Origin of the sequence: Neptunicoccus cionae, from assembly GCF_002860325.1 — a bacterium.
GTDB classification, from domain to species: Bacteria; Pseudomonadota; Alphaproteobacteria; order Rhodobacterales; family Rhodobacteraceae; genus Amylibacter; species Amylibacter lutimaris.
Genome location: NZ_PKOJ01000001.1, coordinates 948,068 through 974,044, shown reverse-complemented (window position 1 = coordinate 974,044; position 25,977 = coordinate 948,068). Strand labels below are relative to the sequence as shown.

The window sequence follows — 25,977 nt, the reverse complement described above, 5'->3', positions numbered from 1 at the left end:
AAGACTACTACAGTCGCAGGGCGGTCAGTCCCTCGTGCGTCCTGCGACGCCTCAACAAAAAAGAGGATGAGGTAACCATCCTTTTTTTTTGCCCTACGTGCCCGCGAACGGGCGAAACCGGAGGGTACAGGAAATCCGCTTCCCCTTCCCTGCGCCTTGGCCTAAACCGTAGCTATGAATCTTATAGCTTTGCGTTCCCCCGAATTCCGTCTTTATTTCATAGGTGCCGTGGCAAATGTGAATGCCATGTGGATTGCAAGGATTATTCTGGGATGGCTGGCTTGGGATTTAACCCACAGCGCACAATTTGTCGGGATTGTTGCAGCGTGTTCGCTGGTCCCCACACTTGTCGGCGGGCCGTTTTTTGGCGTGATGGTAGATCGCGCGGACGTACGTAAGGCGGCCTATTGCACGAATATCTCGATGATATTGTGTATAGGTGCCCTGTTATCACTTCAGGCCAGCGGGATGATCTCTCATATCAGTCTGGTTCTGGTTTCTCTGGCTATTGGTACAGTGACCGCAGCCCATCATCCGGTGCGGCTGTCGCTTGGCCCGCGTCTGGTAGAAAAGGAACATGTGTCTTCTGTGGTGGCCCTGTCAGCGCTCAACTTCAACCTTGCACGGCTGATCAGTCCCGCTGTCGGGGGTATACTGATTGACGCTGTCGGGATAACAATTGCCCTGATTATTACTGTCGTTATGTTCTTTCCCAACCTTGCAGTCTTATTTCGCCTGCACCCGCGTGCCCTTGAAAAACACGGCGCGGAAAGGTTTACTACAGCGATGGCCACAGGGTTGCGCTACATCCGGCAGCGTCGGGTGATCGTAGTGATCCTTCTGTCCACAACTGTCTTTTCCATTGCCTTGCGCGGTGTGCTGGAAGTGCTGCCCATTGTGGCTGACGGTGCCTTCGGTCGGGGGGCTGTCGGGCTCGGGCAGCTCGGGTCTGCTGTGGGGGGCGGTGCGCTTTGTTCGGCCGTCTATAAAACGCTGCACCGCAGCAGCCGTCCCGCCAATACAGACGCGCTCTCGCCATTTAACCTCGGCGTTGCGATTGCCGGACTGGTCGCGATCGGCCTTATTGGAAACACGCAGAGCTGGGCATTGGCCTTGGTCTGTGCAGCTGTACTCGGGGCGAGCGGCACCTATTTCGGTGTAACAATGCAATCCCTGATCCAGACGGATCTGCCGGACGATATGCGCGGGCGGGTCATGTCAATCTGGGTGGTTGTCGGGCTCGGCGCTACCGCGCTCGGGGCATTTCTGCTCGGAGCGCTCGCCGATATTATCGGACTGCCCCTGTCCAGTGCCGGTATGGCCGTGTTCGGGTTTATCACCCTGATGTCCCTGTCGCGCTATATCCACCGGGATGCAACGTAACAAGGCGAGCGGCAGACCGGCGCAACACACCAGCCTGCCAGGCAAAAATTGCGATCAGACAGGCACCAGCGTCACTTCACCTGCTGTAAGGCCCGCGCCACCGCTGACAACCGCAACAGCCGCACCATTCACAAGAACAGTTGCGCCGGACCCGTCTTCAAGGTCCTCGACCTCGACCAGAGGCACACCTGCGTCTGCATCGTAGTCGATGAAGATCGAATCCTCACCCGCTACAAAGTCCTTGATGACAGCGGCAGTCTCAATGTCTTCACGCACATCGATTGCAAAACCGTCATTCCCGTCACCGCCAGTCGCGCTATCGCCGTTCTGAAGGATCATAAGGTCATCACCGTCACCGCCATACAGATCATCAGCAGCGCCGTCGTTCAGCACCAGATCGAAACCCGTCACACCGGATTCTGCAGCGGCGAGATCAAAGCCAGCGCCGGTGATCAGGTCGTTTCCGGCGCCGCCATAGATTTCATCCTTACCGCCCTCTCCGTACAGAACATCGGAACCATCCGCACCGAGCATGAAGTCTGCTCCGGCACCGCCCAAAAGGTCATCGTCACCGATGCCGCCGCGCAGTTCATCTTCGCCAAAGCCGCCGTATAGGGTATCATTGCCAGCGTTGCCATTCACGACATCATCGCCCGCACCGCCAGACAGTTCGTCCCAGCCATTATCGCCGGAAATAGCGTCATTGCCATCGCCACCGCTGATCAGATCGGCATGTTCACCGCCAAAGAGCGTGTCATTTTCTGTACCACCGGAAATGTCGTCCTTGCCGTCGCCACCATAGACCAGATCATTGCCCTGCCCGCCGGTGATCAGATCATCGCCAGCTCCGCCATAGCCGATGTCGCGGTATTCGCCCATGCGCAGTGTATCGGCGCCATCGTTGCCATAGAGCACATCACGTCCCCAACCGCCGTCGATTGAGTCATCTCCAGCCCCGCCAGTGACAAGATCGTCACCTGTTCCGGCCAGAACCTCATCGTTGCCGCCCAGCATGTCTGCCGTGTCGTCACCGCCGTTCAGGATTGCCAGTTCGTCCGCATCCGTGCCTTCGAATTCGTTATCCTCGTCATCGCCGATGTATTTCGTCGGCCCTTCGACTGTCGGCTTTTCCGTGCTGTTATTGTTGTCGTCATCGTCATCGCGGACTTCATCAATACCCCAGATAACGGCGCCGAGCCCCACCAAAGACAATAAAACAATCTCGATCATAGCTAATTATTCTCCCAATCGCCAAAACCGGCGGTGTACACACTCTGTTGACCTGTGACCGCAAGCAGATGCAATCACTCAAAAGGTTAACAAGTTTTAACCTAAAGGAACACAAATTCGACACATTTCTGCCGCTTTGCTACCAAAAATCAATTGAAGAGGCGTCTACTGTTTCCCGGATCCAGACAATGCCCCGCCAGTTAGCACATTGTTTTCAATACAAGTCTGAGGCTCCGAATCAATCGCACCCGCACAAAAAAGAAGGGGAGCTACTGCTCCCCTCGAGTCGTTTATTCAGGCTATTGATTTTCCGCTCGATCGGTTGCCTGCGCCTGAAGCCTTAGGGGGACAGCGCACCGTCCCCCGGTTCGAATATCCTAGCTACATCCCGAGGTTGCACCGCAGGTGTTGCACTTCATACAGGTGCCGTTGCGCACCAGAGTGTAGTTGCCGCAATCCCCGCAGGCATCCCCCTCATAGCCCTGCATCTTGGCCTTGGCCCGGTCATCCATCTGAAGCGGAGCCGCCGCAACCGCTGCCGGTGCAACCGGTGCCGCAGCCGTTTGTTCAGCAAAGCCACCAGCAAGGGGTACTTCCGTACGCACAGAACCGAACAGACCGGTCTGACTTCCCTGAAGCACCATCAGTTCCTGCGGCATCCGGTGCCGGTGATAGCCCGGAGACACAACCTGTTTCAGCATGGCAACCGCATCATCCGAAGCCGGACGCACGTTGCTTGCACCCTCTTCCACGCCACGGCCCAGATCGTCGAATGTGGTGCCTTGCGGTTTCACATGGGCCAGATCGGTGCGGTCCAGATAGGACACGGCCAGTTCGCGGAAGATATAATCCAGAATGGAGGTCGCATTCTTGATGCTATCATTGCCTTGCACCATGCCAGCCGGTTCAAAGCGGGTGAAGGTGAAGGCATCGACAAATTCATCCAGCGGCACGCCATACTGCAGACCAACCGACACCGCGATGGCAAAGTTGTTCATCATGGCGCGGAAGCCCGCCCCTTCCTTGTGCATGTCGATGAAAATCTCGCCCAGATTGCCGTCTTCATATTCACCCGTGCGCAGATAAACCTTATGCCCGCCAACGGTGGCTTTCTGGGTGTAGCCCTTGCGCCGTTCAGGCAGTTTTGCCCGTGCCTGTGCCACTTCCTTGATGATCACTTTTTCAACGATTTTCTCGGCCAGAACCTGTGCGCGTTCCCCTGCGGGGGCTTCGGCCAGTGTTTCTTCCAGATCCTCGTCATCTTCGATCAATGCTGCGGACAGCGGCTGGCTCAGCTTGGAACCGTCACGATAAAGCGCATTCGCCTTCACACCCAGCGACCAGCTCAGCTCGTAGGCTTTCTGGCAATCCTCGATTGTCGCATCGTTCGGCATGTTGATTGTCTTGGAGATCGCGCCGGAGATAAACGACTGCGCGGCGGCCATCATGGTGATGTGGCTGTTCACTGACAGATAGCGCTTGCCGATCTTGCCACAGGGGTTGGCGCAGTCAAAGACGGACAGATGTTCGTCTTTCAGGAATGGCGCGCCTTCCAGCGTCATCGTCCCGCAAACGTGGTTGTTGGCCGCTTCGATCTGTTTCTTGCTAAAGCCGAGGTGGGTCAGCAGATCAAAGGACGGATCATTCAACTGTGCCTCCGGGATGCCAAGCGTGCCCGAGCAGAACTCGGTGCCCAGCGTCCACTGGTTAAACACGAAACGGATGTCAAAGGCTGTCGGCAGCGCCGCCTCTACCTTTTTGAGTTCTTCGGGGCCAAAGCCGTGACCTGTCAGAGAGGTGTGATTGATGTCCGGTGCATTGCCCATCGTGCCATGCCCCACAGCGTAAGAGACAATCTCTTCCACTTGCGATGTGGTATAGCCCAGTTTGACAAGCGCCGCAGGCACTGATTGGTTGATGATCTTGAAGTAACCGCCACCGGCCAGCTTCTTGAATTTAACCAGCGCAAAGTCCGGCTCGATCCCTGTCGTATCACAATCCATCACCAGACCGATTGTACCGGTGGGCGCGATCACAGAAACCTGCGCGTTGCGGTAGCCGTGTTTTTCGCCAAGCGTGACAGCTTCTTCCCAAACGGTTTTCGAAAGTGCCGACAGTTCTTCATCAGGGCAGTTGGCGTGATCCAAGGGAACCGGTTTTACATCCAGCCCTTCATAGCCGTCTGTTAACCCTTGGGCCGCACGGGCGTGGTTGCGCATGACGCGCAGCATGTGATCGGCGTTTTTGGCGTGGCCGGGGAAAGCCCCGAGCTCTTTGGCCATTTCCGCAGATGTGGCATAGGCAACACCGGTCATGATCGCGGTCAGCGCACCACACATGGCGCGGCCTTCGTCGGAGTCATAGGAATAGCCCATGTTCATCAGCAGACCGCCGATATTGGCATATCCCAGACCCAGCGTGCGGAACTTGTAGGACAGTTCGGCAATTTCCTTGGACGGGAACTGTGCCATCAGAACACTGATTTCCAGTGTCATCGTCCACAGGCGGGAGGCGTGCATGTAAGACGCGGCATCAAATTTGCCATCCGTATAGAACTTCAACAGGTTCATAGAGGCAAGGTTACAGGCGGTGTCGTCGAGGAACATATACTCCGAACAGGGGTTCGAGCCGCGGATCGGACCGTCTGACGGGCATGTGTGCCACTGGTTGATTGTATCGTGATACTGAACGCCCGGATCGGCACAGGCCCAAGCTGCATGCCCGATGTCTTCCCAGAGTTCCCGTGCGCTGACGGTTTCAGCCACTTCGCCGTCCGTGCGACGCAGCAGTTCCCAAGGCTGGTCGTTTTCAACAGCTTTCAGGAAGGCGTTGGTAACGCGGACCGAGTTGTTAGAGTTCTGGCCGGCAACGGTGCCGTAGGCTTCGCTGTCCCAGTCAGTGTCATATGTGGGGAATTCAATGCTCTCGAAACCCTGCCGTGCGTATTGCAGCACGCGGTTGATATAGGTTTCGGGAATGCGGGCTTTCTTGGCGGATTTGATCGCGCCTTTCAGACCGGCGTTGGCTTTGGGGTCAAACGCGCCCTCTTCAGAGCCGTCCCAGGCACGGATCGCGCCGAAAATCTCGTTCAGCTTGTCTTCGTGCATTTTGGAACCGGCCACCAGAGAGGCCACTTTCTGTTCCTCGCGCACTTTCCAGTTAATGAAATCTTTAATGTCTGGGTGATCCATATCGCAGATCACCATTTTGGCCGCACGGCGTGTCGTGCCGCCCGATTTGATTGCGCCGGCGGCTCTATCCCCGATCTTCAGAAAGGACATAAGTCCCGAGGATTTGCCGCCGCCGCCCAGTGGCTCATTCGCACTTCGCAGGGAGGAGAAGTTGGTACCCGTGCCAGAGCCGTATTTGAACAGCCGCGCTTCACGGACCCAAAGATCCATGATCCCGCCCTCGTTCACCAGATCGTCTGATACAGACTGGATAAAACAAGCGTGGGGTTGCGGATGTTCATAGGCTGACTTCGACTTGGTCAGCTTGCCGGTCTTGTAATCTACGTAATGGTGCCCCTGGCTTGGACCATCAATGCCATAGGCCCAGTGCAGACCGGTGTTAAACCATTGTGGAGAGTTTGGTGCGGCCATCTGATTGGCCAGCATGAAGCGCATTTCGTCATAATAGGCACGCGCATCCGATTCCGTGTCGAACATGCCGCCCTTCCAGCCCCAATAGGCCCAAGCGCCCGCAAGCCGGTCAAAGACCTGCTTTGCTGATGTTTCCCCGTCATAACCGCCAGCGCTTTTCGCAGGCGCATCGCCCGTCGGAACAGAGCGCCACAGAAACTCGGGAACGCCTTTTTCCTTCACCTTTTCCAGCTTGGCTGCAACACCCGCCTTGCGGAAATACTTCTGTGCGATCACATCCGCCGCCACCTGGCTCCAGTTCTGGGGAACTTCCACTGCGTCCAGTGCAAAGACAACGGTCCCGTCAGGGTTCCGGATTTCCGAAGTTGTCGTATGGAACGCGATGTCCGCGTAAGCATCCTGGTTTTCTTTGGTGAATCGACGGTCGATCTTCATTTCTGCCCCTAAGCGTATCTTGTCGTTAAAACGTAATCGGAAAGGCAAAGGCCCTCCCCAAATGTCTCTGCTACCGATTACTGCACAAATTAAGTCCCTATGACGCGCCACAAAATGTAGTGGTGTCCTCGGAACCTCCACACAAACTGTACGATGCTCGGGAGTCCGTCAACCAAACTTTTTCGAAATTTGCGGGATATTTATGTTGACTGTGCAGTTGGTGATTCACCGCTGTTACGCTCCTGAATCAATGCTTCGCACGCGCCCTTGGATAACCGCGCCGGAACAAAGGAAAAATCAGAATCCCGTTCGCAGGCACCGGCTGGTTCGACGCGGAATCAACTCTGAGGCGAAAATACCACAAGAGATGACACCCAAGACAAACGGATATGCGAATACTGTTTCAAGTCACACGGTAACGTAACGCCAGTTCCATTCCCGGTCAGCTACAACGCCATCGCGACAGATCGAATCCGACCGGGCGAAAAAGACAGCAGAATGCAAAATCCCGACCGCCAGAGATATCTCCGGCGGGTCACGACAATAGGTAATGTTAGGGATTTTACTGGTCGGGGCGGCGAGATTCGAACTCACGACCCCCTGTACCCAAAACAGGTGCGCTACCAGACTGCGCCACGCCCCGATCCAGTGAGATGCGATTTACACTGGCCTATCAGGATTGAAAACCCCAAAAATGAAGTGTTTTGGATTCAGTTTCAATTACAGGGCCAGATCGGGTCTGTTTCGGCAAAAGCAGGGTGACGCATCTCTGCCCCGACAGGCAGACCAAGCTTGGTTGACAAGCCACCGTTCACCTCAAGCACAGCAAGGATATCGTCGCCTCCGGGAATGCTTTCCAAGCTGCCGGGTACGGCATTTTCATGGATGTTCTGCACAACACCGTGACGGTCCAGAAAAATCATGTCGAGCGGAATAAGCGTGTTTTTCATCCAGAAGGAAACGCTTAGCGGTTTTTCATAGATAAAAAGCATCCCGCCATATCGGGGCAGGGATTCGCGAAACATCAAACCGCGCGCGCGATCTTCGAATGTTTCGGCAATTTCAACGTTGAACCGGACAGAGCCACCATCCCAGCGCAAATCCACAGCATCCCGTTCGCACGCGGCCTGTGCTGCGCCTGCTGCGCATAAAAATACAATGAGAGCAGCTTTAAGCGTCCTGTGTCGCTTCGTAATCCCACGCGCGCACTTCGATGGCCATGCGTCCGCGCGGCCCCTGAGCGGTGCGCACACAAATTGCTTCACCCTGCGCCAGTTCTGCCAATCCATAAGCCCTTAACACCTCCATATGGACAAACACATCCTCTGTGCTGCCAAAGAGGTTAACAAATCCAAAGCCTTTTACTTTGTCAAACCACTTTACCCGTGAAGGGGTCAAAGGTTCGTCAGATTGCAGGCTGGACAGATCAATCCCCAGTTCCGGCACGCCGCGCAAAACCACAGAGCTTTCGGCTTCAGGCAAATCCAGTTGCAGGATTTCTACCGCCTGCAAGCCCCGTGCGCTTTCTGCAACTTCAACATTGATCCGCGTGCCCTCTACTACAGAGCTGTGACCGTGATTACGCAAAACATTCGCATGCAACAGAATATCGCGCCCGCCTTCATCATCGGTAATGAAACCAAAGCCTTTGGTGCTATCGAACCATTTCACGCTGCCGGTTTTAATCAAGATTATTCACTCCACCTTCTGTTGAGCATTGTACGCCATGGTGGTTCAAACTCAAGAAAATAAGACCTTCCGGCCCCTCTTCCAAGTTCACCCTCTCAACAGAATTCCCCCTATTTTTGTATTTCGCCTTTAAAAGTTGACCCATCAAGGATTAAGTCGGCTTACGGCCCATTGTGTTTCTTTTTGTGACTTCCGCCACACGAAGCGGTCGTGCAACCGGTCGGCACCGTCGCACCAGAATTCTATCTCTACAGGTGTAATCCTGAAACCACCCCAAAACGGGGGGCGCTCAGGATTATCGCCCAGCTTTTCAGTCAGCTCTGCTGCCCTATTTACCAAAGTCTGGCGATTGTCCAGTGGCGAAGACTGGTCACTTGCCCAAGCCCCGATCCGGCTAAAGACTGAACGGCTCTGGAAATAGGTGTCTGATTCCGCTTCCGAAACTGTGGAAACAGTACCCCGCACACGGATCTGCCGACGCAGGCTTTTCCAGTGCATCACGAAAGCAGCTTTGCCCGAACTGTTCAACTCGGCCGCTTTGGCGCTGGTGTAGTTGGTAAAAAATACGAAACAGTCCGACTGGATTTCTTTCAAAAGCACCATGCGGACATTGGGCAATCCGGTTTCATCCACAGTTGCAAGCGCCACCGCATTCGGATCATTTGCTTCGGTCTCGCCAGCTTCTGACAACCAGTTGCGTGCGATCTCAAACGGGTCATCTCCTGCGAATAGCCCCTGCCGGTCCGACGATAAATCGTTGGGTTTCATGTAATCATAGCCTGTCTTTTCGTGCCGTTCCCGGTCGGCTTGCTCACCCCACAATATTTTTACTTGCAAAGCAAGTGCCTGAATCCCCAAAGATTCGCCCCCGCCTGTAAAAATGTGACAGCGCTTTTCAGGAAAAGACACCCACGCGCACCACAGTCTGACAAGTGTCTGAAACCCCAGACTTGCGGCTGGGCCAGCCATGGATTAAATGTGGTTGACCGCAATACCTGCAAGGAACAAGGCAATGACTTCTGGAATAATGCAAGGCAAACGGGGCCTGATCATGGGCGTCGCAAACGACAAATCAATTGCATGGGGCATTGCGAAAGCCTGCCACGAACAAGGCGCAGAACTGGCCTTCTCTTATCAGGGCGAAGCCCTTGGCAAACGGGTCAAACCGCTGGCGGAAAGTGTCGGCTCTGATATGGTGCTGGAATGTGATGTGACCAACGGGGCGTCTATGGATGCGCTGTTCACCACGCTTCAGGATAAATGGGGCCAACTGGATTTCGTCGTTCACGCGATCGGCTTTTCCGACAAAAACGAATTGCGGGGCCGCTATGTAGACACAAGCGCCGAGAATTTCCGCATGACGATGGATATTTCCGTCTATTCCTTCACCGCCGTTGCCCAGCGCGCCGAACAACTGATGCCCGATGGTGGTGCCCTGTTGACGCTGACGTATTACGGCGCGGAAATGGTTATGCCCCACTACAATGTTATGGGGATTGCCAAGGCTGGTCTGGAAGCATCGGTCAAATATCTGGCGATGGACCTTGGCCCGAAGAATATCCGCGTTAATGCGCTGTCGGCAGGTCCGATTAAAACGCTGGCGGCCTCTGGCATCGGTGATTTCCGCTACATCCTGAAATGGAACGAGTTGAACTCCCCGCTGCGCCGCAATGTGACAACCGACGATGTGGGCAAATCCGGCATGTATCTGTGTTCCGATCTGGCCTCGGGTGTAACGGGTGAAAACCACCACGTTGACGCGGGCTATCACGTCGTTGGCATGAAGGCCGAAGACGCACCGGATATTGATGTAGTCACCGGGCGCAAGTAACCCGCGCCCCCAACCCAAACAACACAGGCGTTTCGATTGTTGCTAGGCTTCAATCGAAACGCCTAAAAGTAAATTAAACCTCGTCGAACCCCTGATAGAACCGGTTCCACGTAGGCGAAATCAGTATTTCATTCACACAGACATGGGCAGGCATCTCTGCCACGTAGCGCACGGTTTCGGCCAGATCATCCACCTGTAACATACGATCCATTTCTTTCTGCGAGGGCGGCACGGGGCGGTCTTTGAGAATGTCAGTGGCAATTTCTCCGGGCATAATCACTGTAGAACGGATACCGTTCCCGCCCTCTTCACAGTTGATTGTCTCGCTCAACGCAACGACAGCGTGTTTGGTCGCAGTATAGGCGGCGCCCGTCAGACGCCCGACATGTCGGCCGGCCCAACTGGATACGATCATCACCAGACCGTCACCGCGCGCGCGCATCTGCGGGAGAACAGCATGAATCGGATAATAGACACCGTTCAGATTGACATTGACCACCTTGTCCCAATCGCCGCTCCCAAGTTTGTCGAGAGACCGGTTCGGCACATTCAATCCGGCACTGGCGAGCAGAATATCCACACGACCGATGTCAGCGGCGGCCTGTTCGACCGCCCCGGCATCTGCCATGTCCAGCGCTACGGCGCTGGCCTTACCGCCCTTGCCTGTGATCTGTTCGACCACTTCTTCGAGCTTGTTGGCACGGCGACCGGACACGATCACTTCTGCGCCCCGTTCGGCCAGTAACAAGGCCGATCCGGCGCCGATTCCGGTTCCACCGCCAGTGATCCAGACCCGTTTTCCCGCAATTGATGACATGACACTTCCTCCTGCTAAACGTTCCATTTGCAGGATGGGCAGACCCGTGGAGAAAGTAAAATTCTATTCCGCCGAACCCTACGTCAGTTAGATCCGCCAAGCTTTGTGCAAGCAGTCTTTGCCAGATCGGTAATCCGCTCCCAATCACCGCCTGTCACAGCATCTTTGGGCGCAACCCAGCTTCCACCGACACAAACCACGTTTGGCAGTTTCAGATAACTGCCTGCATTGTCCAGCGACACACCGCCGGTAGGACAGAATGTAATCTGTGGCAGGGGTGACGCCAAAGAGCCGAGCGCTTTGGCCCCGCCTGCGGCCTCTGCAGGAAAGAATTTCTGCGTGGTATAGCCCCGCTCCAAAAGGCGCATAGCTTCGGTTGCAGTGGCAGCCCCGGCCAGAAGCGGCAGCCCTTCCGCTTCGCAAGCGTCAATCAACGCATCTGTAGCCCCGGGAGAGACACCGAATTTGGCACCGGCAACTTTGGCGTTTTTCACGTCTTGTGCGGTCAGCAGAGTACCTGCACCCACGATTCCGCCTTCGACCTCGGCCATGGCTGCAATCACATCAAGCGCGGCTTTGGTACGCAGCGTGACTTCCAGAACAGGCAGCCCCCCCGTCACCAGTGCCTGACCGAGTGCGGCGGCTGTGTCCGCAGATTCCACCAGCAGCACAGGAATAACCGGCGCGGTTTTGCAAATCTCAAGCGTCTGCGCACTCGCGGTTTTTGCGTCTATTGTCATGGCTCACGCCTCCTCGAAGTTAAATACAGTTGCCCCGTCGCGGGCCGCGCCGACATTCTGGCGGAAAGCGGCGAACAGTTCCCGCCCGAGACCAACCTCGTTGCTGCCAAGGTCAGGATGGGTGATCGCCCGTTCAAAGATGCTGACGTCTTGCGCATCAAGATGACCATTCTCTGCATCAACCGTCACAATATCACCATCCGCCAGATAGGCCAGCGGCCCGCCGTCCAGCGCTTCGGGGCTGACGTGAATGGCCGCAGGCACTTTGCCCGACGCACCAGACATGCGCCCGTCACTGACCAGCGCCACCTTTATGCCTCGATCCTGAAGCACCGACAGGCAAGGCGTAAGCCCGTGCAGTTCCGGCATACCGTTGGCTTTCGGCCCCTGATAGCGCACCACGACAACCACGTCAGAGGTAAACTCACCGGCGCGGAAGGCCGCCAGCACGGCTTCTTGCGTGTGGAACACCCGTACGGGCGCCGTCAGCACACGGCGTTCCGGTGCAACGGCAGAAGTTTTCATTACGCCCCGTCCCAGATTGCCCGACAGGTTGGACAGACCGCCCGTTGCTTGGAAAGGTTCTTTTGTGCTCGCGATGATCTTGTCATTCAAAGAGGCTTTCGCCCCGTCCTGCCAGCTCAGCACGCCGTCCACCAGCTTGGGTTCTTTGGTATAGCGTTCCAGCCCCTGCCCCATCACCGTCAGCGTATCATCATGCAGCAATCCCGCATTCAGCAGTTCGCTGATGACCAGCCCAAGGCCACCCGCCGCATGGAAATGGTTCACATCGGCCAGACCGTTGGGATAAATTCGCGTCAGCAGCGGCACCACTTGGGACAGATCGGCAAAATCTTCCCAGTCGAGCACAATGCCGGAAGCCCGCGCCATGGCGATCAGGTGGATCAGCAGATTGGTAGAGCCGCCCGTCGCCATAAGCCCCACAATCCCGTTCACATAGGCTTTCTCATCCAGCACATGGGACACAGGCGTGTAGGCGTTGCCAAGGTCGCTCAGCCCGAGGGCAATGCGTGTTCCTTCGCTTGTCAGGGCTTCGCGCAGCGGTGTGTTTGGGGCGACAAAGCTGGAACCGGGCAGGTGTAGCCCCATAAATTCCATCAACATCTGGTTTGTGTTGGCTGTACCGTAAAAGGTACAGGTGCCTGCGCTGTGGTAGCTGGCCATCTCTGCCGCCATCAGCGCATCGCGGTCGCATTTACCTTCGGCAAACTCCTTGCGCACCCGTGCCTTGTCGTCATTGGCCAGACCGCTTGGCATCGGACCCGCCGGCAGGAATACAGCCGGAATATGCCCGAAGCGTGCAGCAGCGATCACCAGACCGGGAACGATCTTGTCACACACCCCGAGGTAGATCGAACTGTCAAAAACGTTATGGGACAGGCCAATCGCCGCGGACATGGCTATCGCATCGCGGGAAAACAGAGACAGTTCCATTCCCGTCTGTCCTTGGGTGATTCCGTCACACATGGCTGGCACACCGGCAGCAACCTGCGCAGTACCCCCGGCTGCCCGCGCCGTGTCCTTGATCAGATCGGGATAGGCCTGAAACGGCTGATGCGCCGAAAGCATATCGTTATAGGCAGTAATGATCCCGATATTCGGACCGCGCTTTTCCACCATAACCGCCTGATCCTGCCCCATCGCTGCATAGGCATGGGCCTGATTGCCGCAAGACAAATGCGCACGTTTCGGACCCTCGGAGCGGGCTTGCTCCATCTGGCGCAAATACGCCGCGCGGCTGCGTTCGGATTTTTTCGCGATCCGTGATGTGACCTCTGTCAAAGTGCCTATGACCGACATGGGTGCCTCCCTCTCTCGTCTCAAAAGGTATTTGTTAAACTTACGTTAGCGATAACGTAGAGCAACCGGCCCTATAAAACAAGCCACAAAACTCGCCCTTTCCAAAGGATCATGCGCCATAGTATCAATCATGCACAACAGTCAGAAAAAATGAGTCTCTTGCCCATGTCAGAAAACCGTCTCCCGCACGAAAAAGGATTTCACATCTCCTGGGACCAGATCCATCGGGACAGTCGCGCACTGGCATGGCGGCTGGACGGCCACGGGCCGGACGATGGCGCATGGCGCGCGGTTGTCGCGATTACACGGGGCGGCATGGCCCCTGCCATGATCGCAGCGCGGGAACTGGACATTCGCACAGTGGATACGATTTCAATCAAATCCTACGACCACCAATCACAATCCGATGCACGAGTCCTGAAGAAGCCCGACGACGAACTGATGGGCGACGGCACCGGCATCCTGATCATCGACGATCTGGTAGACAGCGGCAAAACGCTAGAAGTGGTCCGCAAATTGTACCCGAACGCCCATTTTGCAACCGTTTACGCAAAACCCAAAGGGCGCCCGCAGGTGGATACATTCATCACCGAGGTATCGCAGGACACCTGGATTTTCTTCCCTTGGGATATGGCGCTGCAATATGTTGAACCCTATCGGGGCAACTGAATGGCGCGCAAATCCAATACGCTCGCGCCTGAAACGCTGGCGGCCCAAGCCCTGCGCCATATAGACCCTGCCTCTGGCAGCGTGGTTCCGCCCATGGTGGCCGCATCGACCTTTGCGCGGGATGAAAATTACGACCTGCGCGAAGGCTATATCTATGCCCGCTACGGCAGCCCGACCACGGCCCACGCCGAAGAAATCATCGCTACACTGGAAGGCGCGGAAGAAAGCCTGCTGCTGAATTCAGGCATGTCGGCATCCGTGGCAGTGGTCGAAGCTCTGCCTCCGAATGCCCATGTTGTGGCCCAGTCGATGATGTATCACGTCGGCTTGCAATGGCTGGACCGTCAGGCCCGGCGCGGCGTCATCCGCAAGGATCTGTTCCCCGCCGGCGATCTTGACGCGCTGAAAGCCGCACTGGTACCGGGTGAAACCAAACTGGTCTGGATCGAAACCCCCGCAAACGGCGACTGGTCGATCACGGACATCGCCGCCGCTGCCGAACTCGCCCATAGTGTTGGCGCTGTTCTGATGGTGGACAGCACGGCAGCACCGCCCTGCACCACAAAGCCGCTGGATCTGGGGGCGGATATTTCCTTCCACTCGGCAACCAAATACATGGGCGGCCATTCCGACTTCACCGCAGGGGTTCTGTCAGCCCGAAAGGATATGCCGCTCTGGGATGAAATCCGGCAGGTGCGCAGCTTTCAGGGCACCATCCTGCCCGCATTCGAATCCTGGCTGCTGATCCGCAGCCTGCGCAGCCTCCACATCCGCTATGAGGCCTGCAGCCGCAACGCGATGGCCTTTGCAAAGCATTTTGCAGCCCATAAAGACGTGGAGACCGTTCTCTACCCCGGCCTGCCCGATCATCCGGGCCATGATGTCGCCGCGCGGCAGATGAAAAACGGTTTTGGCGGGATGATGTCGGTCTGCGTGAAAGGCAGTGCCCACCGCGCCCTGGAGATGGCAAAGAAGACCAAAGTGTTTATCCCCGCCACATCGCTTGGCGGCGTTGAAAGCCTGATAGAACACCGCCGCACTGTCGCCGGTGCCGACAGCGGCATCCCTGAAAACCTGCTGCGCATTTCGATCGGCATCGAACATATCGACGACTTGATCGCCGATTTTGAACAGGCGCTCGCCGCTACTGCTTAACCCCGTTAACCGGCGCCCCCACAAACCGATGGGCGCCTTGACCCAAGAAGGAACTATCCATGTCAGAAATCACGCGCGCCCACGGAAACGGCCGGATGAGCCAGCTCGTCACGCACGGCGATACCATTTACCTTGCCGGACAGGTCGGCACTGCTGGCGCATCGGTAACACAGCAGACGCAGGACATTCTGAACCAGATCGACACCCTGCTGGCAGAGGCCGGTTCGGACAAGACCAAAATCCTGCAAGCCATCATCTGGCTGGACGACATGGCCGATTTTGCCGAAATGAACGCGGTTTGGGATGCTTGGGTGCCCCAAGGCAACGAACCTGCCCGCGCCGCCGGTTCTGCACATCTGGCAACGCCGGAATATAAAGTGGAAATCATCATCACAGCGGCAAAGTAACCACCGCCAAACAAGCGTGCCTTCCGCCTCCGCGCGGGCGGCACACGTCCCCTCAGACGGCCTTTCGCGCCCGCAACGCGGCTGAGATTGTCCCGTCGTCGAGGTAATCCAGCTCTCCGCCAATGGGCACGCCCTGCGCCAGCGATGTCACGGAAACCCCCGCATCTTCCAGTTGTTCCGCGATGTAATGGGCCGTCGTCTGCCCGTCTACTGTCGCGTTCAGGGCAAGGATCACCTCGGTGATTTCCTCATCCAGCACACGGCGGATCAGGGCGGGGATTCGCAATTCTTCCGGCCCGACCCCGTCCAATGCGGACAAAGACCCGCCAAGCACGTGATAACGCCCTTTGAACACGCCGGAACGGTCCATCGCCCAAAGATCAGCCACATCCTCGACAACGCAAATCTGCCCGTTGGCACGGCGGGTATCCTCGCAGATATCACAGCGGTCCCGCGTGCCGATATTGCCACAGACAAGACACTCCCGCGCCGTGGCGGCTACCGCGAACATGGCATCCGCCAGCGGGGTCAGCAGCAAGGCCCGTTTCTTGATCAGGTGCAACACGGCACGACGGGCCGAACGGGGCCCCATGCCGGGCAGTTTCGCCATCAGGGCGATCAGCCCGTCAATGTCCTGGTTCTTACTGTCCAAGCCCGTCTCCATTTTCGTCAAATATCCCCCGCGGAGCGATCCCGAACCAGCCGGAATCGCGCCCTGTCGGGGGATGGACCACCCGACCGGATCAGAAGGGCAGTTTCATACCTTCGGGCAGGTTCAACCCTTCGGTGACTTTGCCCATTTCCGCCTGCGCGGTTTCCGCAGCGCGGGCCTGACCGTCTTTGATCGCCGCAACGATCAGATCCTCAACCACTTCCTTGTCATCAGCAACAAACAGGCTCGGGTCGATATTGATGCCTTTGACATCGCCCTTGGCCGTCACGGTAACTTTCACCATACCGGCGCCAGCTTCACCCTCGACGGTGATCTCTTCCAACTTGGCCTGTGCCTCGGCCATCTTGCCTTGCATTTCCTGCGCCTGTTTCATGATCTTGGCCATGTCGCCAAGTCCGCCTAAACCCTTCAGCATTGCTTTACTCCTGCAAATTCGATCCGCTTCTCAATACCCTGCATCGCTGCGCGTCACAAGATAAGCTCTCAGGTAAGACGTTTGCAGGTGGTTCAACCCCGTGCATGCAGGTTTCGCACAAAACGCGCGGCCCAGATCATCGCTGCAGTGCCCGCCAGAACCGCCGCCAGCGCCTGTCCGTAGACCACACCCGGGGCGGCCAGCCATTTGCCCATCAATACGCAGCACGGAAAGATCAGCACCCCGTCCCGCAGCCAGTTGCAAGCAGTGGAATAAATCGGGCGGCCCAGATTGTTAAAGGCCGCGTTCGAGACGAAAAGTGCGCCGGTGAACATATACCCCCCCGCCCCGATCAGCATAAAGGCCATCAGCACTTCGGCCGCAGTTCCTTCCAGCCCGAACAGATATGCTACCGGATGGCGCAGCAGGGCAAGGATACTCCAGCTTACAAGCGTATAGAGCGCACAGAACTTCAGCGCGTCCCGATAGGCCTGTTGGACACGGTCAAATTGCCCAGCCCCGTAATTCTGCCCGATAATGCCGCCGATTGCCCCGGAGAGCGAGAATATCCCGCCAAAGGCTAGCACGGCCAGACGGCTGACCACCGCCCAGCCCGCAACTGCAGCATCGCCGTAGACGCTGATCACTTTGGTCAGGATGTAATTCCCGAACGGCGTGGACAATTGGGTCATCACTGCCGGAACAGCAATCATAAGAAAGGGGCGCAACAACTGGCGCATCACGGTGCGGTTGACCGGCCCGACCATGTCGTAGACGCGGATCACAAACCAGACAGACAGGGCCGCCGACAACCCGCGCGAGATGACGATCCCCCAAGCGGCCCCTTCAAACCCCATATCAAGCCCGATGATCAGCACCGGATCAATCACCATTGCCATCAGCCCTGCGGACATGGTTACAGCCATAGACCGCACCGCATCCCCGATAGAGCGCAGCACGGCCGACCCCACCATGCCCAGCGCCATGAACGGCAGGCTCGGCACGCTGATCGACAAAAAGCGTGCTGCATCCGCCTGTGTCTGCCCTTCGGCCCCCGCAAAGGCGAGGATTTCAAACCGGAACACCAGAACCAGCGTCGCCATGAGCATCTGAAAGACAAAGGTAAATATGGCCGCACTGGTGGTCTGCTGGCGGGCTAGCTCGGTTTTGCCCTGCCCGATGGATTTGGACACCAGCGCCATGCTGGCAATCATCAACCCGATGCCGGTCGAGATGGTGAAGAACTGGATGGTCCACGCAAAGCCGAGTGCTGCTACCAACCCCTGATCGCCAAGCGTGCTGACCCAGAAAAGGGTGGCCACATCCACAAGGAACATGAATACCAGCCCGAGCGAACCTGTCAGTGTCATGACCACGACATGGCGCATGATAGATCCGGTCAGAAAGCGTGCCTTCTTGTCCGGCTCTTCTGCCGGCACATCGGTTTCGGTTCCTGACATGCTATTCGGCAGCCTCCGCAGGCAGAACAGTTCGTGCAAAGACGGTTTCATACCCCATGCGCGGATGGCGCGGAATCATCAGGGACAGGATCAGCGACAACACCGCCACAGAAGCGGCAAAGATGAACACGGCGGCTGGCGACAACAGCCACAAATAGCCCAGCATCGCGGGCAAGAGCACCGCGCCGATGTGATTGATTGTAAAGGCAACCGCCGCTGTAGGCGCAATATCGGACGGGTGGGCGATCTTTTGGAAGTAGGTTTTCTGCGCAAAGGCCAGCGCAAAGAACAGATGGTCGATCACGTAAAGGGCCGCAGCAACCAGAACGCCCCAACCGAACATATAGATGCCCCCGTAGGCACAAAACACAAGGATCAGCCCGACATATTCAAAAGCAAGCGCATTGCGTTCTCCGACGCGGGACACAAACCGCCCCATCAGCGGTGCAAAGATCATGTTGGCCACATAGTTGATCAGGAAAAGCGCCGTGACCTCATGCACTTCAAACCCGAACCGTTCCACCATCATAAAGGCGGCAAAGACCATAAAGATCTGCCGCCGCGCCCCTGCCGCCGCCTGAAGGCTGTAATACAGCCAGTACCGTTTCCGCAGGATCATCTTGTTGTGTTGTTTATGGGGTGCCTCGAACGTGGGGTAGGCGAACCAGCAGAACGCCGTCAGCACTACGGCCACGCCGCCTCCAATCATGTAGATGGTATTGTAATCCCAGCCCAGCACCTTCCAGACTAGCACGATCGAGCCATAAGCAATCAAAGAGGCCGCAGAGCCGAAAGCCACCATCCAGCCGAGCACTTGGGGCGCACGTTCCTTGCTGATCCATTGCAGTTCCAAGGACATCTTGACGGTTTCATAGTAGTGGAACCCGATAGAGCCGATCATTGTTGTCACCATCAGCCCCAGAAAGCTGGGGAACCACGCGGTTACAGCGACGGCGATTCCCAGCGCCAGAAGCGATACCACCGCCAGCATCTGTTCGCGCACGAACCAAAGAACATAAATCACGCCAATGGCGAGAAACCCCGGAATTTCCCGAATCGAATGCAGCCAGCCGATTTTTGATCCGTCGAAATGCGCCACTTCGATTACGAAATTATTCAGCAGCGCCAACCACGTAGAAAAGGCCAGCGGCATGACAAAGGCCATAAGCCCCAGCAGGACGACGGGCCGTCGCCAAAGCGGGAGTTCATGGGCGTCTGCGATTTTCACGGCTGTGCTGTGCATGGGTAAATCCTCTCCCAACCGTGCGGAAGGGACCAGAAATTCGTCCATGCCAAAACGGTTCTGCATCTCCAATGACGGGAAATCACGGATAAATCCAGACCAAAAGCCTCTGGAACCCGAATTACGCGGGGACGATTACGCCTGCTTCCAGTCGCACCATCCGGTCCATCCGCGCGGCCAGTTCCAGATTATGGGTGGCGATCAACGCTGCCATACCCGAGGCCCGCACCAGTTCCATCAGCGCTGCGAACACCGTGTCCGAGGTGTTGGGATCAAGGTTGCCTGTCGGTTCATCCGCCAGCAGAACCCGTGGCCTGTTGGCCAGCGCACGGCAAAAGGCAACACGTTGCTGCTCCCCGCCGGACAGCTCTCCCGGACGGTGGCTGGCGCGGTCTTTCAACCCGACTCGGTCCAGCAGTTCCTGCGCGTGTTTTTCCGCCTCGGACTTTGAAACCCCGTTCGCCAGTTGCGGCAGGACTACGTTTTCCAGTCCGGTAAATTCCTGCAACAAGTGATGGAACTGGTAGACAAACCCCACGTCCTGCCGGCGCAACCGCGTGCGGGCACGATCCCCTCCACCGACAAGCTTGCCCCCGATCTTCACTTCGCCGGTGTCCGGTGTATCAAGCAACCCTGCGATGTGAAGCAATGTGGATTTACCGGCCCCGGACGGGGCAACCATCGCCACCACTTCGCCTTCGGCCAGTTCCAGATCAACGCCGTTCAGCACGCGCACTTCGGTAGGTTTACCAAGATTGTACCCCTTGGTGATCCCGCTCAACTCAAGTGCCTTATTCATAGCGCAACGCCTCTACACATAGGCAAACCCGTTTGCCTGATCCGATCAGTGGGTGGCATTCCAGCCGTTTCACGCGAGACTTGTTATTCATAGCGCAGCGCCTCAACCGGGTTCATGCGGGCGGCGCGGCGGGCGGGGAAATAAGTCGCCCCGAATGCCAGCCCGAGGGAGAGGATCACAGCACTTGCGACATCACCGAATTGCAGTTCCGCCGGAAGTGTAGACAACATGCGCACTGAAGGATCCCAGACGCCGCCGCCGGCAACCAGATTAACAAAGTTGAAGATCGGGTCGATATAGATCGAAAACAGACACCCGAGAATCACCCCGAGGATCGTACCCACCACACCGATTGAAGCGCCGCAAATGAAGAACACCCGCAGGATCGACCCTTGGGTCAGCCCCATCGTGCGCAAGATACCCACATCGCGCCCCTTGTTTTTAACCAGCATGATAAGGCCGGACACGATATTCATCGAGGCGATCAACACCAGAATGGACAGGATAATAAACATGATGTTGTCCTCCATCTCCAGCGCCCGCAGGAAGCCGCCGCTGGCGTTTTTCCATGTCCAGACCAGTGTATTTTCACCGGCAGCAGCCATAAGTGGCTCTACCATCCGGCCGATATCGTCGGGGTTTTCGACCTGCACTTCAAATTCGTCCACCACTCCGTCGCGGTTGAAATAAATCTGCGCCTCGCTCATCGGCATATAGACGCGGGTGCGGTCGATGTCATAGCGCCCCACCCCGAAGATATAGACCACTTCATAGGCGCTGACCCGAGGGCTGGTGCCAAAGGCGGTTTTGATCCCGTCCGGTGAAATCAGCGTGATCTTGTCCCCGAGCGCAAGATCCAGTTCCCGTGCGATGCCAAGCCCGATGGCAACACCTTTGTTAAAATTCTCAAGATTGCCCAGTTGGGTTTCAGGGTTTACGACAAGGGGGATTGTCTTGATGTCCTCGAACCGTTCTCCAAAGACTTCGACTCCGGTGTTGCGCCCGTTGGCCGAAGCCATGACCTGCCCTTTCACAACAGGGGCCGCCCGCACAACACCCTCCACCGCGCGCAGGTTCTCTGCAATCGGGTCGAAATCCGCAAAAGTGCGCACAGTACGGTTGTTCTCATCCAGATGGGGCGAGACATAGACCGTGGCATGGGCATTCGCGCCAAGGATCGTATTGGTGAATTCGGTGCGGAACCCGCTGCGCACCGCCATTGTCGCGATCAGCGCGAATACTGCCAGTGTAATCCCGATCAGGGAAATCCAGGTCATCACAGACACGCCACCTTCGCGGCGTTTGGCCCGCAGGTAGCGCCACGCGATCAGCCACTCGAAAGGAGCGAAGGGAGGTGTTGTTCTCATGGTGTTACCTCTGACAGCGGGCGCTTGCGGCGGCCAAACAAAAGCCCCAAGCCACGCAAAAGGCCGAAGCCTGCAAGAAATCCGCCCATAGCGAAAATAAATCCGTCAATGGTAAGGGGTAAGGCAGGCCGGTAATCCTGCCATGCGCGGGTTGCAATCCCCTGATCCGAGAAGCGGGTCACATTGGCCAGTCGATCAAACGGCCCGGCCCCCTCCAGAACCGCCAGATCCCCTTCCAACCGTTCCAGACGGGCGAAAGTGCCCGTCATGTCCCGTTGCCGCGCCTTCTGGAAGGCATTGCCGGTCATGGAGTCGAGCGCCTGCTGACGTGTCAGCCCGACGCTCTGCGCGCTTTTGTCGAAATCCGCTGCAACCAGACGCAGTTCATCCACGGCACCGCCGAGACGCTGCACATATTGCTGCGTGTATTCAGGGAATTGCGATGCGGCGACCAAAAGGATCACCCCACCTCCCAAGTTTAATATCTGCCCCATGGGACCGCCTGTATCAAGCGCCCGCGTAAATATCCTTTACCCGTGCCACTGCTTCTGCCGGTGTCATTTCCGTGCTTTCCCCCGTCTTACGCGAGGTGAGTTCGACGACACCATTTTTCAAACCTCTGGGGCCTACTGTAATACGCCAAGGCAAACCAATCAAATCCATTGTTGCGAATTTGCCCCCTGCCCGTTCTTTACGGTCGTCATAAAGGGGTTCGAGACCAGCAGCAGTAAACTCTTTGTAAAGGGATTCACAGGCCGTATCGGCCTCTTCGTCACCCTGTTTCAGGTTCACGATGCCCACGTGATAGGGCGTAACGCCTTCGGGCCAGATGATGCCTTTGTCGTCATGGCTTGCCTCGATGATCGCACCAAGCAGACGGGACACGCCGATCCCGTGGCTTCCCATATGAACCGCAACAGGTTTGCCATCCGGACCCTGAACCTTGGCGTTCATCGCATCGGAGTATTTGGTGCCGAAGTAGAAAATCTGCCCCACTTCGATCCCCCGCGCGGTGCGGCGGCGTTCTTCGGGAACCTCGTTGAACAAGGCTTCATCGTGGGTTTCATCGGTGCGGGCGTATTTGGTGGTGAATTCTTCCATGATGGACTGGCACTGCGCCACATCATCGAAATCAATCTCGCGGTCGCCAAAGGTCAGATCGGTGACTGCGCTGTCATAGAACACCTCGGATTCGCCGGTTTCCGCCAGCACGAGGAACTCGTGCGTGTCATCGCCCCCGATCGGGCCGGAATCTGCGCGCATCGGAATGGCTTGCAGGCCCATGCGTTCATAGGTGCGCAGGTAGCTGACCAGATGGCGGTTGTATGCGTGCAGCGCGTCTTCTTTGGTCAGGTCAAAGTTATACCCGTCCTTCATATAAAACTCGCGGCCCCGCATCACCCCGAAGCGCGGACGGCGTTCGTCGCGGAACTTCCACTGGATCTGATAGAGCGTCAGGGGCAGGTCTTTGTAGCTGCTGACATGAGAGCGGAAAATATCGGTGATCAGTTCTTCCGCGGTCGGCGTAAACAGCATATCACGGTCGTGACGGTCCTTGATGCGCAGCATTTCTTCGCCATAGTCATCATACCGACCGCTTTCCCGCCACAGATCCGCAGACTGGATGGTTGGCATCAGCATCGGCATATGGCCGGCTTTGGCCTGTTCTTCGTGCACAATATCCTCGATCTTGCGCAAAACCTTGTAGCCCATGGGCAACCACGAATAAATCCCGGCGCTGGATTGTTTGATCATACCGGCCCGCAGCATCAGGCGGTGGCTGACAATCGCGGCTTCGGCCGGGTCTTCTTTCAGAACAGGCAGGAAATAACGGGACATACGCATGGGATAGGCTCCAACTTATCTTTGGCTATTGCTCTAGGCGAAACTGCAATGGGGTGCAACATGCGCTGCATCTGCCGCAGCAGGTCAGGTCCTTGCGCCGCTACCCTGAATTGAATCGTTGCCAGAATGCCGGCCACTGCTTACAGTTTCCCCATTTATTATGGTTTTTATCGGGGTCTTCATGGAATTTTCAGCAAAGGCACTATTTTTCTGCCTGTCACTCTTTCTGGCAGGCTGTGGCGGCATCGACAGAGCTATCTATGCACCGCCCCAAGCCAGCCACGACCAGATGCAACCCATCGGCTTTCCTGATGTGCGCTATTTCGGCGACACAGCGCCCGAAAGTCTGGATAACGAGGTAGACACCTTTGCCCAGCGGCTGCGGGCTGTGCGGCGTGAGGGAGACGGCCTGCACATCCTTGCCTTGTCGGGCGGCGGGCCGAACGGCGCTTTTGGTGCCGGTGTCATGAAAGGCTGGACCGCATCGGGCACCCGTCCCGAATTTGACATCGTCACGGGCATATCCACCGGATCGATAATTGCACCCTTCGCGTTTCTTGGTCCCGAATATGACGATCAGATTGGCGAGTTTTACAAAACCGCCAGAACAGACGCGCTTGTGCACAAACGCTTTCTCGCCGGCATTTTTGGCGGAGGCTCGCTTTATTCAACAGCGCCTTTGAAACGGGTGATCGACTCGGTCGTTACCCCCGAATTTGTCAGCGCGCTGGCGGATGAATACGCACGGGGGAGGTTGCTGCTGATCGGCACCACAAATATGGACGCAGAACGTCCCGTGATCTGGAACGTCACCGAAATTGCCAGTTACCGCAGCGAAGAAGCCCGCGCCCTGATCCGCGATGTGATCCTTGCCTCTGCCTCTATCCCGATCATGTTCACGCCGGTCCGCTTTAACGTGACCGATGGTACCGAGGAATTTACCGAACTACACGCAGATGGCGGGCTGACACAGGAAATCTTCACCTATTCGCCGGAACTGCCTGTGCGCAGCTACTTGCGCCGTGCAGGACTGGCCCATCGGGACAACCGCGTCTGGGTGATACACAACAACCTGATCAATCCTGTGTACCAGCCCCAGAAAACCGGATTGCGCCACATCGGAGAGCGCACCCTCTCTACCCTTATCAAAAGCCAGAGCGTCGGGGATTTGCAACGGATCGCCGCCCTTGCGCGACGCGACGGGTTTTCGCTGCGGGCGATGATCATGCCCGCCCGTTTCACCGATAAATCCCGCGAGTTATTCGATCCGGTATACATGAGCCGCCTCTACGCTGTGGGCGAGGCAATGGGCCGCCAGCCAAACGCTTGGGGACGCAAACTCGAAAGTCTGTTCGAGCGAGATAAACGGGAAGGTGAAGCCGCCATTGCAGCGATCAATGCCGCGCAAGAGCAGTTGTTACAGAAACAGCAATTCCAGAGCGAGTAACTAAACCCTGCGAGCGTTTCGGCGCATGCCGTTGATCTGCGCCCAGACGACCGCGGCAAAAATCAGCACGCCCCCCGTCAGGGACGCAGCGGGGGGTGTTTCGGACAGGATCAGAAACGCGAGTACAGGGGCCAGCGGCGTTTCCAACGCGCCGATCAACGCCACCTCGGCAGCCGGAATGCGCCGTGCCCCTTCCAGCATCAAAACGGATGCCGCCGCGAACACCGCCCCGAAGGCGACAAGAATCCACCGCTCGCTGACAATCACTTCGGCGGGATCGGTAAAAACATATGCTACAGGGACCAGCAGGGCAGCGGACAAAGCAGCAGGCAGGGCCGCCGGTGTTTCCGGCCAGCGCCGATAGATAAGAAAGGATGCCGACATCATCAGGGTCATCCAGAAGGCCAGAAAATCCCCGACAAGACCGCCCCGCTGCAAACTGCCCCACGCCATGATCCCGACCCCTGCTGCCGTGGCAAGACTTGCGAATACCACCCTTTGGCTCGGCCGCTCCCGCAGCAATACCCATGCCAGACCTGCAGTCACAAAGGGGGCAGTGGCCCAGATCAAAGCAACATTCGCAACGCTCGACAGTTTGAACGCAGGAATGAAAGCCGCCGTGCCAGAGGCCATCAACAGGGTCGCAACCCAGGCAGGCGCCTGCATCCTGCGCCATTCCGCCCGCAACCCGCGCCGCAGGACAAGATAGCCAAGGGTAAATCCTGTAGCCGCCAGTCCGCGCCAGAAAATTACGCTCCACGCATCTGCATCGACTCCCCGCGTGAAAATGCCCGCACTCGCCCAGATCAGCGCAGACACTGTGACAAGGGCTACGCCGAAAGTGTAATGCCGGTCCATCATTTCAAATTTCTCCTGTTCCGCCCTTTCATCCCACAACACTGCTGACATGTATCTGTCAGCAGTGTTGTGCTAGAAGCTGGCAAAGACA

The 25,977-nt window shown here is 57.0% G+C and carries 23 protein-coding genes and 1 tRNA gene; 6 read left to right on the top strand and 18 right to left on the bottom strand.

Annotated elements, in window-relative coordinates:
* Window positions 1-174: 174 nt before the first annotated feature.
* Window positions 175-1,383 (top strand): MFS transporter, encoded by a 1,209-nt coding sequence (locus tag C0U40_RS04710; RefSeq protein WP_101654546.1) that lies wholly within the window; start codon window positions 175-177, stop codon window positions 1,381-1,383.
* A gap of 54 nt (window positions 1,384-1,437) precedes the next feature.
* On the opposite strand, the gene C0U40_RS04705 is transcribed toward C0U40_RS04710, so the two are convergent.
* The 6 genes from C0U40_RS04705 to pdxH form a co-directional block, all read right to left on the bottom strand.
* The gene (locus C0U40_RS04705; protein WP_101654545.1) at window positions 1,438-2,613 is read right to left on the bottom strand and encodes a calcium-binding protein; all 1,176 of its coding nucleotides are present in this window, start codon (window positions 2,611-2,613) and stop codon (window positions 1,438-1,440) included.
* Between the two features lie 377 nt (window positions 2,614-2,990).
* Window positions 2,991-6,650: a vitamin B12-dependent ribonucleotide reductase gene (locus C0U40_RS04700; RefSeq protein ID WP_101654544.1), complete on the bottom strand. Its 3,660-nt coding sequence runs from the start codon at window positions 6,648-6,650 to the stop codon at window positions 2,991-2,993.
* Between the two features lie 566 nt (window positions 6,651-7,216).
* Window positions 7,217-7,293 (bottom strand) — tRNA-Pro (locus C0U40_RS04695).
* Window positions 7,294-7,366: 73 nt separating this feature from the next.
* On the bottom strand, window positions 7,367-7,756 hold the full coding sequence (locus C0U40_RS04690; RefSeq protein WP_286134780.1) for a DUF192 domain-containing protein: 390 nt from the start codon (window positions 7,754-7,756) through the stop codon (window positions 7,367-7,369).
* Window positions 7,757-7,820: 64 nt separating this feature from the next.
* Window positions 7,821-8,339: a cold-shock protein gene (locus C0U40_RS04685; RefSeq protein ID WP_353616032.1), complete on the bottom strand. Its 519-nt coding sequence runs from the start codon at window positions 8,337-8,339 to the stop codon at window positions 7,821-7,823.
* A gap of 144 nt (window positions 8,340-8,483) precedes the next feature.
* Window positions 8,484-9,107: a pyridoxamine 5'-phosphate oxidase gene (pdxH, locus tag C0U40_RS04680; protein ID WP_101654827.1), complete on the bottom strand. Its 624-nt coding sequence runs from the start codon at window positions 9,105-9,107 to the stop codon at window positions 8,484-8,486.
* Between the two features lie 244 nt (window positions 9,108-9,351).
* Between pdxH and fabI the strand changes: the two genes are divergently transcribed.
* Entirely contained in the window at window positions 9,352-10,170 is an 819-nt protein-coding gene (gene fabI, locus C0U40_RS04675) for an enoyl-ACP reductase FabI (protein ID WP_101654542.1), read from the top strand.
* Window positions 10,171-10,243: 73 nt separating this feature from the next.
* On the opposite strand, the gene C0U40_RS04670 is transcribed toward fabI, so the two are convergent.
* The 3 genes from C0U40_RS04670 to edd all read right to left on the bottom strand — a co-directional run bounded on the left by C0U40_RS04670 (window position 10,244) and on the right by edd (window position 13,548).
* A complete protein-coding gene (locus tag C0U40_RS04670; RefSeq protein ID WP_101654541.1) occupies window positions 10,244-10,987 on the bottom strand; it encodes an SDR family oxidoreductase in 744 nt (247 codons plus the stop codon).
* 83 nt (window positions 10,988-11,070) lie between these two features.
* Window positions 11,071-11,727 (bottom strand): bifunctional 4-hydroxy-2-oxoglutarate aldolase/2-dehydro-3-deoxy-phosphogluconate aldolase, encoded by a 657-nt coding sequence (gene eda / locus C0U40_RS04665; protein WP_101654540.1) that lies wholly within the window; start codon window positions 11,725-11,727, stop codon window positions 11,071-11,073.
* A gap of 3 nt (window positions 11,728-11,730) precedes the next feature.
* Window positions 11,731-13,548 (bottom strand): phosphogluconate dehydratase, encoded by a 1,818-nt coding sequence (edd, locus tag C0U40_RS04660; protein WP_101654539.1) that lies wholly within the window; start codon window positions 13,546-13,548, stop codon window positions 11,731-11,733.
* 165 nt (window positions 13,549-13,713) lie between these two features.
* Here edd and gpt point away from each other — a divergent pair, with 165 nt between their 5' ends.
* Genes gpt through C0U40_RS04645 form a run of 3 tightly spaced genes read left to right on the top strand, consistent with a single transcriptional unit; the run spans window position 13,714 to window position 15,779 of the window.
* Complete coding sequence (gene gpt, locus C0U40_RS04655; protein WP_101654826.1) at window positions 13,714-14,217, top strand: xanthine phosphoribosyltransferase; 504 nt, start codon at window positions 13,714-13,716, stop codon at window positions 14,215-14,217.
* Window positions 14,218-15,372: a trans-sulfuration enzyme family protein gene (locus C0U40_RS04650; RefSeq protein WP_101654538.1), complete on the top strand. Its 1,155-nt coding sequence runs from the start codon at window positions 14,218-14,220 to the stop codon at window positions 15,370-15,372.
* Between the two features lie 59 nt (window positions 15,373-15,431).
* Window positions 15,432-15,779, top strand: coding sequence for a RidA family protein (locus tag C0U40_RS04645; RefSeq protein ID WP_101654537.1), 348 nt, complete (start codon window positions 15,432-15,434; stop codon window positions 15,777-15,779).
* Between the two features lie 52 nt (window positions 15,780-15,831).
* Here C0U40_RS04645 and recR read toward each other — a convergent pair whose 3' ends face one another.
* From recR to proS, 8 genes are all read right to left on the bottom strand, one after another.
* Window positions 15,832-16,431: a recombination mediator RecR gene (gene recR / locus C0U40_RS04640; RefSeq protein ID WP_286134779.1), complete on the bottom strand. Its 600-nt coding sequence runs from the start codon at window positions 16,429-16,431 to the stop codon at window positions 15,832-15,834.
* 91 nt (window positions 16,432-16,522) lie between these two features.
* Window positions 16,523-16,867 carry a YbaB/EbfC family nucleoid-associated protein gene (locus tag C0U40_RS04635; RefSeq protein WP_101654535.1) on the bottom strand — a complete coding sequence of 115 codons (345 nt, stop codon included), beginning with the start codon at window positions 16,865-16,867 and terminating at the stop codon, window positions 16,523-16,525.
* 92 nt (window positions 16,868-16,959) lie between these two features.
* Complete coding sequence (locus C0U40_RS04630) at window positions 16,960-18,327, bottom strand: MATE family efflux transporter (RefSeq protein ID WP_286134777.1); 1,368 nt, start codon at window positions 18,325-18,327, stop codon at window positions 16,960-16,962.
* A gap of 1 nt (window position 18,328) precedes the next feature.
* Window positions 18,329-19,570, bottom strand: coding sequence for an MFS transporter (locus C0U40_RS04625; RefSeq protein WP_101654534.1), 1,242 nt, complete (start codon window positions 19,568-19,570; stop codon window positions 18,329-18,331).
* A gap of 121 nt (window positions 19,571-19,691) precedes the next feature.
* The gene (locus C0U40_RS04620) at window positions 19,692-20,369 is read right to left on the bottom strand and encodes an ABC transporter ATP-binding protein (protein ID WP_101654533.1); all 678 of its coding nucleotides are present in this window, start codon (window positions 20,367-20,369) and stop codon (window positions 19,692-19,694) included.
* A gap of 83 nt (window positions 20,370-20,452) precedes the next feature.
* On the bottom strand, window positions 20,453-21,736 hold the full coding sequence (locus C0U40_RS04615; RefSeq protein ID WP_101654532.1) for a lipoprotein-releasing ABC transporter permease subunit: 1,284 nt from the start codon (window positions 21,734-21,736) through the stop codon (window positions 20,453-20,455).
* Entirely contained in the window at window positions 21,733-22,230 is a 498-nt protein-coding gene (locus tag C0U40_RS04610; RefSeq protein ID WP_101654531.1) for a DUF2937 family protein, read from the bottom strand. The genes C0U40_RS04615 and C0U40_RS04610 overlap by 4 nt, the downstream gene beginning before the upstream one ends.
* Before the next feature lie 13 nt (window positions 22,231-22,243).
* The gene (proS, locus tag C0U40_RS04605; RefSeq protein WP_101654530.1) at window positions 22,244-23,581 is read right to left on the bottom strand and encodes a proline--tRNA ligase; all 1,338 of its coding nucleotides are present in this window, start codon (window positions 23,579-23,581) and stop codon (window positions 22,244-22,246) included.
* A gap of 181 nt (window positions 23,582-23,762) precedes the next feature.
* Here proS and C0U40_RS04600 point away from each other — a divergent pair, with 181 nt between their 5' ends.
* Window positions 23,763-25,028 (top strand): patatin-like phospholipase family protein, encoded by a 1,266-nt coding sequence (locus C0U40_RS04600; RefSeq protein ID WP_180957617.1) that lies wholly within the window; start codon window positions 23,763-23,765, stop codon window positions 25,026-25,028.
* Here the strand turns inward: C0U40_RS04600 and C0U40_RS04595 are convergent, their stop codons facing one another.
* Complete coding sequence (locus C0U40_RS04595) at window positions 25,029-25,937, bottom strand: DMT family transporter (protein ID WP_101654528.1); 909 nt, start codon at window positions 25,935-25,937, stop codon at window positions 25,029-25,031.
* Window positions 25,938-25,977 lie beyond the last annotated feature (40 nt).